The following is an 11099-nucleotide window of genomic DNA, read 5'->3' on the forward strand; positions in this document are numbered from 1 at the left end:
AATATGCTGGTGTGGCTCAACGGTAGAGCAGCTGACTTGTAATCAGCAGGTTGTAGGTTCGATTCCTATCACCAGCTCCAATAAAGACTATACGAAAGTATAGTCTTTTTTACTATAAATATATATTTAATAAGATGATTAAAATAAGATAATATATATGTGATTTTATAAATTATAACACATCAATTTATTATTATATATTATAGTAATAAATACCAATCGGTAAGCGTTGATAATTGGGATAAAATCATATATTATAAAATAAATCTGGATTAGAATTGATATGGAGGGATACTTTGAGATACTTAGAAATAATGCTTTTAGCCATGCTTCCATTAACCGAGCTAAGAGGAGCAATACCAATAGGAATTGCAATGGATTTGAATCCAATAGCAGTGTATGTAGCAAGTGTAATAGGTTCAACTATAGTGTCTATACCGCTTATTCTTACTTTTAGACACATATTAAATTTTTTTAGAAGTGTAGATATGTTTTTACCTTTAGTAAAAAAAGTTGATAGTAAAATAGAAACTGGAATGAAAAGATTAAAGAGCATATCTATATTAGGTATTATACTTTTTGTAGGGATACCTCTTCCTACTACGGGGACTTGGACAGCAGCAGCTATAGCATCAATACTTAAAATGAGGATAAAAACTTCTTTATTAGGTGTTTTGATTGGGAATATGATGTCAGGAATTATAGTTTCTTTAATATCACTGCATATAATTTAATAAAAAAGAGCTTATGATCCATTTAACTGATATTTAAAAAGTATATAGTTTAATAAAATACTCACTAAGCAACCATATGGAACCTGTATTCAACAGGTTCCATATTTTTAATTTAGTTTGAAATATATAGTTATAACAAAAGTTGAAGTTATAATCATATTAACAATATATAACAAACTAATCAATAATATACAGCAATAAAATAGGTCGAATTTTATCCATTCGGTTTATTTTATTGCTATTTTTGTGTTAATATAATATTATTGACCAAATTATAATTAAATATACTATAAAAAGTATAAGAATATATATAAATAGGAGGAGCTAAGATGAGATGTAAAAAAAATATAAGAAACTTAATATTACTTACAATGATGGTATCACTACCTATATTATCAAAACCATCAGTTGTAAATGCAGATAGTATAGAAGATGAATTTTCATCTGTAATAAATAAATATGATCTAAAAGATGTAGTGGTTGAACCTGGAGTATATTTAACAAAAGGTGAAACTTTAGATTTATCTCAATATCCTAACTGGGAATTATCAGACAATGAAACTATAGAGATAAATTCAAATGGAATTGCAAAAGCAGTTAATGAAGGCACGGTATTTTTAAGTCAAAGAATAGGTGAAAAAGTATATATAGTAGAAATATATGTACCATCAGAAATATCAACAGTTAATCTAGAATCTAGAGGAGCTAAATCTAGAGGATACTACAAAGTATTTATAGATGCAGGACATGGAGGGACTGACCCTGGAGCATTAGGATATGGATATAGAGAATCAGATTTAAACTTGCAAGTTGCGAAAAAGGTAGAATCTAAATTAAAGAGTAAGGGTATAGATGTAAAAATGAGTAGAAATTCAGATATATTCTATTCTTTATCAGAAAGGGCAGAAATGGCGAATGATTATGGTGCAGATGCGTTTGTATCAATACATCAAAACTCAGCAGAGGCTAAATCTGCAAATGGTATAGAGACATATTATAATAGAAAGAAAGAAGAAGACAGGCCATTAAGCAATGATATACAAAAGCAGGTTATAAGTCAAACAGGAGCGAATAATAGAGGTGTAAAAAATGCAGAGTTTACAGTTTTAGTAAAGAGTGAAATGATATCTGCATTGGTAGAATGTGGGTTTATAACTAATGAGTCAGAAGTTAAGAAATTATCTGATCCATCTTATCAAGATAAATTAGCTACAGGTATAGCAGACGGAATAGAAGAGTATTTAAAATCAAATGTAATAATAGAAGAAAGTCAAATTACAGTAATTGGTAAAGTAGTAAATGCGGATATTCTAAATGTAAGAAAGGGTCCATCAATATCATTTGATATAATAGGAACATTGAGTGGTGGAGATAAAGTTAAAATTATTGGAGAAAGTAATGGTTGGTATAAAATAGAATACAATGGAACATATGGATATGTTTCAGAATCTTATATAGAATTAGACTATACTGAACCAGATCAAGATAATAAAATAAACTTTACTGATGTGAGTAAAGACTATTGGGCGTATTCTCAAATACAAGACTTTGTAAAAAAAGGTTATATAGAAGGATATGGAGATAACACATTTAGACCTCAAGGACCTATAAAAAGAAATGAATTTGTAAAGATATTTAATAAAGTATTTGGATTAACGAATAAAAGTGGAATAGTATTTGATGACACTAAAGATAACTGGGCAAAGGATGAAATAGACATAGCAGTTACAAATGGAGTAGCACAAGGAGTATCAAATATACTGTTTGAACCAGAAAGATATGTAACGAGACAAGAAGCAGCCAAGATGTTAGCTAATTATATGAAACTAGATGATAAAAATCACGATAAAATAAAACAATTCTCAGACTATAATCAAATAGCTGAATGGGCAAAAGATGCACTTGAAGGAAATGTTGAAAAAGGATATATACAAGGAACTAGTGAAGGAATACTAGCACCGAAGAATAACATTACAAGAGCAGAAGCAGTTACATTATTAAGTAGAGTAAACAATTAATAGGTGGGGGACGAGTATGAGGAAGATATTATCGTTATTTTTATCTATAGCTATAATCTTAACTACTGGAATAAATGCGAAAATAGACGCTGCATCTAATGGTGTACAAGCTGCATGGTTAACTACTGCATGGAGTTTAGATTGGCCAAAAACTAAAAACAATTCTACAGCTCAGAAAAAAGAATTGATAGAAATATTAGATACACTAAAGGATACAGGAATTAATACTGTGATGTTTCAAGTAAGACCATATGGAGATGCAATGTATAAATCTAGTATAAATCCTTGGTCAAAAGAGTTAACAGGAACACAAGGAAAAGAACCAGGATATGACCCTTTAGCATTTATAATCCAAGAAGCGCATACTAGAGGTATGAAAGTGCATGCATGGTTAAATCCATATCGAGTTGTAAGTTCTGGAACAGATGTAAACGTACTAAGTAGCAATCATCTTGCAAGACAAAATCCTTCACTTCTCATAGAGAATAGAGGTGGATTATACTATAATCCAGACTTACAAGAAGTAAAAGACCATATATCAAATACTGTAGGGGAAATAGTATCAAATTATGATATAGATGGGATAACATTTGATGACTATTTTTATCCAACGGACTATCCACTACCACAAGGTGAAGATAAAGATGGTGTTGTAGCAAATGCTAGAAGAGAACATATAAATCAAATGATACTTCAAGTAAAAAATACAATCAAAAGTATCAAACCTTGGGTAAGATTTGGTGTAAGCCCAAGAGGTGTATGGAAAAATAAAATGAATGATGCTAATGGATCAGATACTGGATATGCAAAAGAAAGTTATTACTCAGATTATGCAGATACAGTTAAATGGGTAAAAGAAGGTTATATAGACTATATAATCCCACAAGTATATTGGGAAATAGAGCATAATGTAGCACCATTTAAAACTGTAACTAATTGGTGGGAAAATGTAGTAAAAGGAACAAATGTAGATCTTTATATAGGTCATATTACAGATAAAGATGTAGTAGCAAAAGAAATAGATACACAAATACAATATACTAAACAATTTTCAACTATAAAAGGAAATTCATATTATAATGTGACGTCTATAATGAACAATAACCAAGGTGCTAGAGATAAGATAAAAAATAGTATAGTGCAAACTTTCCCGTTTTGGGATATAGAAAATCATTGGGCTCAAAATGAAATAATAGACTTCGCTAATAAAGGATATTTAAATGGGAAACCTGATGGAGGATTTCATCCTCAAGATACTATAACAAGAGCAGAATTTGTAAAAGTAATAAACAGAATGTTTGGATTGACAATGACTAGTGCTGTTACTTTTAGTGACGTACCAGATGGATATTGGGCAAAAAATGAAATAGATATAGCTGTCACAAATGGAGTTGCGCAAGGCGATGGTATGGGTAATTTTGAACCTGAAAAACCAATAACTAGACAAGAAGCAGCAAAAATGATAGCAAACTATTTAAAAATAAGTGATACAAATCATGATAAAATAGTTAAATTTCCTGATTATAATCAGGTAGCTAATTGGGCAAAAAATGAACTTGAGGCTGTTATTGAAAGGGGATATATAAAGGGAGATGACTTAGGAATGTTATCACCTAGAGCTAATATGACTAGAGCAGAAGCTGTAGTAATGTTAAGAAGAATATAATTAAGAACCTCTATATTCTATTCGATAGAATTATAGAGGTTCTTTAATATAAAAAATTAATGTATAATGAAAATATACATAAAAAAATAGGGAGGAAGTAAAATGACACCATTAGAAAAGCTACTTAATAGAAGTGATAAAACTGAAATAAAAAAATTAAATAAAATAGTAGATGAAATAGATGCATTAGAAGAAAAAATATCATCACTAAATGATGAAGAATTAAAAAATATGACTAATATATTTAAAGAAAAATTAAAAAATGGACAAACATTAGATGATATATTACCAGAAGCTTTTGCAGTAACAAGAGAAGCATCAAAAAGAGTACTAGGTATGAGGCAATACAGAGTACAACTTATAGGAGGAATAGTATTACATCAAGGCAAAATCGCAGAAATGCGTACAGGAGAAGGTAAAACATTAGTAGCAGTAGCACCGGTATACTTAAATGCATTAAGTGAAAAAGGGGTTCATGTAGTAACTGTAAATGATTATTTAGCAAAACGTGATAAAGAACTTATGGAACCAGTATACAACTTTTTAGGATTAACTGCAGGTGTAATAATAAGTGGACAGGAATCCATTGAAAGAAAAGAACAGTATAAGTTCGATATTACATATGGAACAAACAATGAATTTGGCTTTGATTATTTAAGAGATAACATGGTACTAAGTAAAGACGAAATGGTACAGAGAGAATTAAACTTTGCAATAGTAGATGAAGTTGACTCAATACTAATAGATGAAGCAAGAACACCGCTTATAATATCTGGACAAATAGAAGACGATGAAAAACCTTATAGATTAGCAAATGTATTTATAAAAATGTTACTTCCAGAAGATATATCAGTAGATTATAAAGAAAAAACAGTATCATTAACAGAATCAGGAATAAAGAAAGCAGAAATGTTTTATCAAACAGAAAATTTAATGAATCCAGAAAATATGGAAAATTACCATCATATAATACAAGCATTAAGAGCTGATATACTTATGCAAAGAGATATAGACTATGTAGTAAAGAATAATGAAGTAATGATAGTAGATGAATTTACAGGAAGAGTAATGGATGGAAGAAGATTCTCAGAAGGATTACACCAAGCAATAGAAGCTAAAGAAAACCTAGAAATACAAAATGAATCAAAAACATTAGCAACAATAACGTATCAAAACTACTTTAGAATGTATAATAAACTATCAGGTATGACAGGTACAGCTAAAACTGAAGAAAATGAATTTATATCGACATATAATTTACCGGTAGTACAAATACCTACAAATAAACCTGTTATAAGAAAAGATTTGGAAGATAAATTATATAAAACAGAGAAAACCAAATATTTAGCAGTTTTAAAAACAATAGAAAGTATACATTTAACAGGGCAACCAATACTAGTGGGAACAGCATCAATAGAAAAATCAGAGATATTATCATACTTACTAAATAAAAAAGGGCTAAAACATCAACTTTTAAATGCAAAAAATGATGAAGAAGAAGCTAAGATAGTAGCAAAAGCAGGAAAATTAAATGCAATAACAATTGCGACAAACATGGCAGGGAGAGGAACAGATATATCTCTTGGTGGTGGAGATAAAGAAGAAGAGAAAAAAGTAAAAGAACTTGGTGGATTATATGTAATAGGGACAGAGCGTCATGAAAACAGGAGAATAGATAATCAGTTAAGAGGTCGATCTGGACGTCAAGGGGATCCAGGAACTTCAAGATTTTATGTTAGTTTAGAAGATGAAATTATGAAGCTTTATGGAAGTTCTAAAGCAAAAAAGATAGCAGAAAAATTAGATGATGATGAAGAAATAAAAGATAAGAAACTACTAAAGACTATAGAAACTTCTCAACAGACATTAGAAATGAAAAACTTCGGAATAAGAAAAAGTGTACTTGAGTATGATAATGTAATAAATAAACAAAGAGAATTAATATATGAAGATAGAAGAAAAGTTATAAATGGAGACGATGTATCTAATCATATAAATGAAATGATAGAAAGTGAAATTAAAGAAATATATAATGAATACATATCAGATAGTATAGAAAAATATATAGAAGCTATTACAACAACATTTAGCTTAGATAAATATAATAAAGAATTAAACTTAGAAGATAAAAAAGATAATGAAATAGTAGATTATACTATTAGTGTAATAAAAGAAGTATATAAATCTAGAGAAGATTTAATAGGAAGTGAAGCTATGAGAGATTGGGAAAGAAAAGTTATACTTCACTTTGTAGATAATTATTGGATAGATCATATAGATGCAATTGAACAACTTAAAAAAGGAATAGGGCTTTTAGCAGCAGGACAAAAAGATCCAGTTAAAGAATTTACAGTTCAATCATTTGATATGTTTGATGATATAAATAAAAATATAAATAAGGATGCTCTTAAACATTTATTTGCATAAATAAAAAAGGACTATGGTAAACCATAGTCCTTTTTATTGAGGAATACGCTAGAGAGATATATTCTTTCTAACGTACTTTAATTATATCTCAAAAATATGAAAAAATAAATACTTTGAGGGCAAAAAAATAAAATAATTATAAAATTATAAATAATATTTTAATGTAAATAATAGATAGTAAAAAATGTCAAAAAAATAAGAAAAACAAATAAATAAATAAAATTTTACAAAATAATGAAAAAATATGGAAAAAAAAGACGAACGAAATATAGCTAAAAAATGTATATTATTCTTGAAAATGGATAGAGAGTATATTAATATAATTATCGAGGGATACGCAATACGAATAAAATAAAGATTCATATATTATAGAGAGAATAAATACATAATTTGGAGGGAATAAAACAATGAAAAATAAGAAAAGTATAGCAATGGCTATGGCTGCAGTTTCAACATTAGGTGCAGTTGCTCCTGCATTTGCAGATAATGTTGAAAGTCGTATATTAGTTGGAAATGAAAGTGTAGATGTAAGATTAGCAAGTGGATACACTTTAAAGACAGTGGAAGGTAAAACTGTAGTTGCTAGAGAAAAGATATATAACTACAATGGTGCACCAAATGATAGAAGTAAGCATACTTTAAAGAATGAATTTAAAGATTGTAAAATATTAATAGAAAAATTAGGAACAACTCCTAATAAAGATGTATTTGTATTAGGAGAAAAAGTTACTGATACTGTATCAGTTAGTCAAGAAACTGCAAAATTAAATGCATTAAATTCTGAAATAGCAACTTATGTAGCTAATGGATATACTAAGGAAGAAAAAGAAATTAAAGGTTCTATAACTGGAAATACTTACGTACCAGGAAATAAAGTTGTTACTTTAAAGAAAGGTCAAGATACTAAGAAAGTTACATTCACAAACATAGATGTATTAAAAGATGATGCATCATTAACAGAAGTAGAGCAAGCAAATGCATTAAGAAAAGAAGTATTTGGAGAAGATCAATTAACTGCAGAAACAAACGTTAATTTAGAAGGAAAAGATTACTCAAGAATAAATGAATTAAAATATAAAATAGAAAGCAATATTGCTAAATTTGATATAGTTAAAGATGAAACTGGAGCTGCAAACAAAGACTTAAAAGTAACATTATACAAAAAAGGAGCTAAAAAAGTACCTGCAAACATAGTTAAAGAAATAGTATTTGAAAATGTAGCAAAAGTAGATAATAAATTATTAGTAAATATACCACAATCTAATGATTTTAATAATCACTGGGCAAAAACTCAAATAGTAGATGCTATGTTAAATGGTCAAGTAGATGCAAGTGGATCTTTCAGACCTCAAGAGGGTATAACAAGAGCTGAATTTGCAAAAGTAGCTTGTACAGTATTTGGTATAACTACTAATGATACGAATACAGAGCCATTCAATGATGTAAGTAAAGCAGATTGGTTCTACAAATATGTTGCAGCATTATATCAAAAACAAGCAACTACAGCTAATGGAAATGAAACTCAAAGTGTAATACAAGGTGATGGAGAAAACTTCAGACCAAATGATAAAATAACTAGACAAGAAGTTGCTGTAATAGTAGCTAAGTTACAATCTAAAGAAATTAAAGATACTATGGTTCAAGTTGGAACTGACTCAAAAGGAAAACCTATAATGGGACATGTAGATGTTGCAACTAAGTTTAAAGATGATTCTTCAATTGCTACGTGGGCAGATGAATCAGTAGCATACTTAAATACAGTTAAGTACGCTACTGTAGAAGGAAAAGATAAGTTTGTTGTAGAAGGGGATAATGGATACTTCAATCCAACTCAATCAATAACAAGAGCTGAAGCTTTAGTTATGGTTCAAAGAGCCGCTTCAGTTGCTATTAAATAATAAAAAATAAATAATATATTAGATAAAGAGAGACTAACTTTAGTCTCTCTTTTAAATACAAAAGAAGGGAGAAAAGATGAAAAAATTAAATTTAACAATATTATCATCAATATTATTAACAACATCCTTACTGACAATAAAATCAAATGCACAAGATAGCATATATCAAACCTATATAAAACCAATACCCAAAGCATATAACTTACAAGAGCTACCTAAAGAAGTTCAAGAAGATATACAAAGTATACAAAACATGAAATATTTAAAGTTAAAAACTTCTTCAGATTATGAAATAGCCATATCAAATAATGATGGAACATACTCATATGTACAAAGTGAAGATAATTTAAATTTGGCCATAGATATAGCTGATAATCTAAAAAATGCAAAAAATCAAGGAATACCAGTAGTAATAAATAAAGAAGGGCTTGTAATATATGCAACAGAAGGTATAGGAAGAATTGTAAAAATAATAGATGGCAATGTAGATACTACAAATAACTATACTACTAATGTATATAAAACTTCAGAACTAAAAAGTCCTGAGCATACCTATATAAATCATGGGTATATAGATGATGTACCTATAATAGAAGACAATGGAGATGTTGTAAAAATAGAAGTATCAGGATATACTGGATACATAAAAAAACAAGAAGATGATGGAAGTTTAAATATAATAACAGTTCCAATGAATAAAGTAAATAATTTAAGTCACTATACTGTAAATAGTAACAACGAATTAGTTCATGCTATAAGCTCAGATATTACATCAACGCCAAAGTATTCCTATCAAACATTAGGTCCAGCACCAAATTTTATGAAGCAAAACACAAAATACTATAGTTATGATGGAAATTATTTTTATACAGATATAAATCAATTAATATCAGATGCTAAATTAGATAACCATAATAATGCTATAAATAGCAACAATCCTTATTATAATTACTATCAATATTTACCTGGAAGAAGTAAAACATCTTATACAGCAGATGATATAAATAAGTATTTTGAACAATATACACCAAGTGATAGCTTACTTAGAAATACAGGGAGTTATTTTATAAAGGCTCAAAATGAATATGGAACCAATGCAACTTTATTAGTTGGTATAGCTATGAATGAATCTGATAGAGGAACTTCCAATCTAGCTAAAACTAAATTTAATGTATTTGGGACAAATGCTAAAGATGGATACGTTGAAGGTGCAGACAAATTCTTTAGTATAGAAGAATGTATAATAAGAGTTTCAAATTACTCTTTTTCAAATGGATACTTTAATCCAAAATCTTGGAAGTATAATAGCTCATCATTAGGAAATAAAAATATTGGTGCTAACGTTCGTTATGCATCAGATCCATTTTGGAGTGAAAAAGCTATAAGCCGTATGTATCAATTAGACAAGTTTTTAGGAGAAGATACGGGGCTTAAAGACTATAATAGATATTTATTAGGTATGTATACTAATGAAACTAGTGTGAAAAATACTTTAAATAAAGAACTATATAGCATATTACCACAAAATACTAGAACGAAAAATACTTGCAAAGGACAAGTTGGAGATACAACTATTGTATTAAACGAGAAAGATATTAATAACTATAGCGTAAGACCTGACAGAATAGTTCCTATGACAGAAACGAATATAAATGGAGATGGAACTTATTTATGGGATAGAGAGGGTATTGTAAGTAAAAATAATGTAAAATTAATAAATGAGGTAGCAAATCCTAATACGGACTTTAGTTGGCATTGGGCAAAATCTTATATAATTGATGGAATGAACAAGGGTTGGATAGATACTACTAATACCTTTAATCCAGAAAAGTTTATAACTAGAGCAGAATTTGTAAAAATAGTTAATAGAGCATTTAATTTTACAGAATCAAAGGACGAAACTTTTAAAGATGTAAATCCTAATGATTGGTTTTATGATGAGATTAGGATAGCTGTTAAAGTAGGATATATAAATGGAAGGGATAAGGATACATTTGCTCCGAATGATTCAATAACTAGACAAGAAGCCGCTAAAATTATAGGATATATAACTAATAAAATTGATTATAATTATACTAATATATCAAGTTTTAATGATGGTAGCTCAGTAGCACAATGGGCTAAGCCTTATGTTGAAGGTGTTTTAAAAGCAGGATATATGAATGGATACCGTAGTGATAATACTTTTAAACCAAGTGATAATATAAAAAGAGCAGAAGCTGTAACTATTTTATCTAGAGCAAAGATATAGTAATTTAAGGTATATAAGGGAAAAACTCATAAGATATTAAATCTTATGAGTTTCAGAGCGTAGACAAAGTCTACGCTCTTTTATTTTTGTCAATACTCTTTATGA

General features: G+C 28.8%; 6 protein-coding genes and 1 tRNA gene. All 7 read left to right on the forward strand.

Translation table 11 applies throughout. The annotated features are described in order from the left end of the window. Positions 1-5 precede the first annotated feature (5 nt). The 7 genes from Q5F54_RS06105 (at position 6) to Q5F54_RS06135 (ending at position 10994) form a co-directional block, all read left to right on the forward strand. A tRNA-Thr gene (locus Q5F54_RS06105) sits at positions 6-80 on the forward strand. Between the two features lie 216 nt (positions 81-296). Next, positions 297-734: a small multi-drug export protein gene (locus tag Q5F54_RS06110; protein ID WP_281538970.1), complete on the forward strand. Its 438-nt coding sequence runs from the start codon at positions 297-299 to the stop codon at positions 732-734. Positions 735-1063: 329 nt separating this feature from the next. Then, positions 1064-2752 (forward strand): N-acetylmuramoyl-L-alanine amidase, encoded by a 1689-nt coding sequence (locus tag Q5F54_RS06115; protein ID WP_281538969.1) that lies wholly within the window; start codon positions 1064-1066, stop codon positions 2750-2752. A gap of 16 nt (positions 2753-2768) precedes the next feature. After that, the gene (locus Q5F54_RS06120) at positions 2769-4418 is read left to right on the forward strand and encodes a family 10 glycosylhydrolase (protein WP_281538968.1); all 1650 of its coding nucleotides are present in this window, start codon (positions 2769-2771) and stop codon (positions 4416-4418) included. A 102-nt stretch (positions 4419-4520) separates the two neighbouring features. Further along, entirely contained in the window at positions 4521-6845 is a 2325-nt protein-coding gene (gene secA / locus Q5F54_RS06125; protein WP_281538967.1) for a preprotein translocase subunit SecA, read from the forward strand. 407 nt (positions 6846-7252) lie between these two features. Beyond that, positions 7253-8743 carry an S-layer homology domain-containing protein gene (locus Q5F54_RS06130; protein WP_281538966.1) on the forward strand — a complete coding sequence of 497 codons (1491 nt, stop codon included), beginning with the start codon at positions 7253-7255 and terminating at the stop codon, positions 8741-8743. Positions 8744-8819: 76 nt separating this feature from the next. Continuing rightward, positions 8820-10994 carry an S-layer homology domain-containing protein gene (locus Q5F54_RS06135; RefSeq protein ID WP_281538965.1) on the forward strand — a complete coding sequence of 725 codons (2175 nt, stop codon included), beginning with the start codon at positions 8820-8822 and terminating at the stop codon, positions 10992-10994. Positions 10995-11099: the final 105 nt, after the last annotated feature.

This window comes from uncultured Romboutsia sp., assembly GCF_958366745.1.
Taxonomy (GTDB): domain Bacteria; phylum Bacillota; class Clostridia; order Peptostreptococcales; family Peptostreptococcaceae; genus Romboutsia; species Romboutsia timonensis.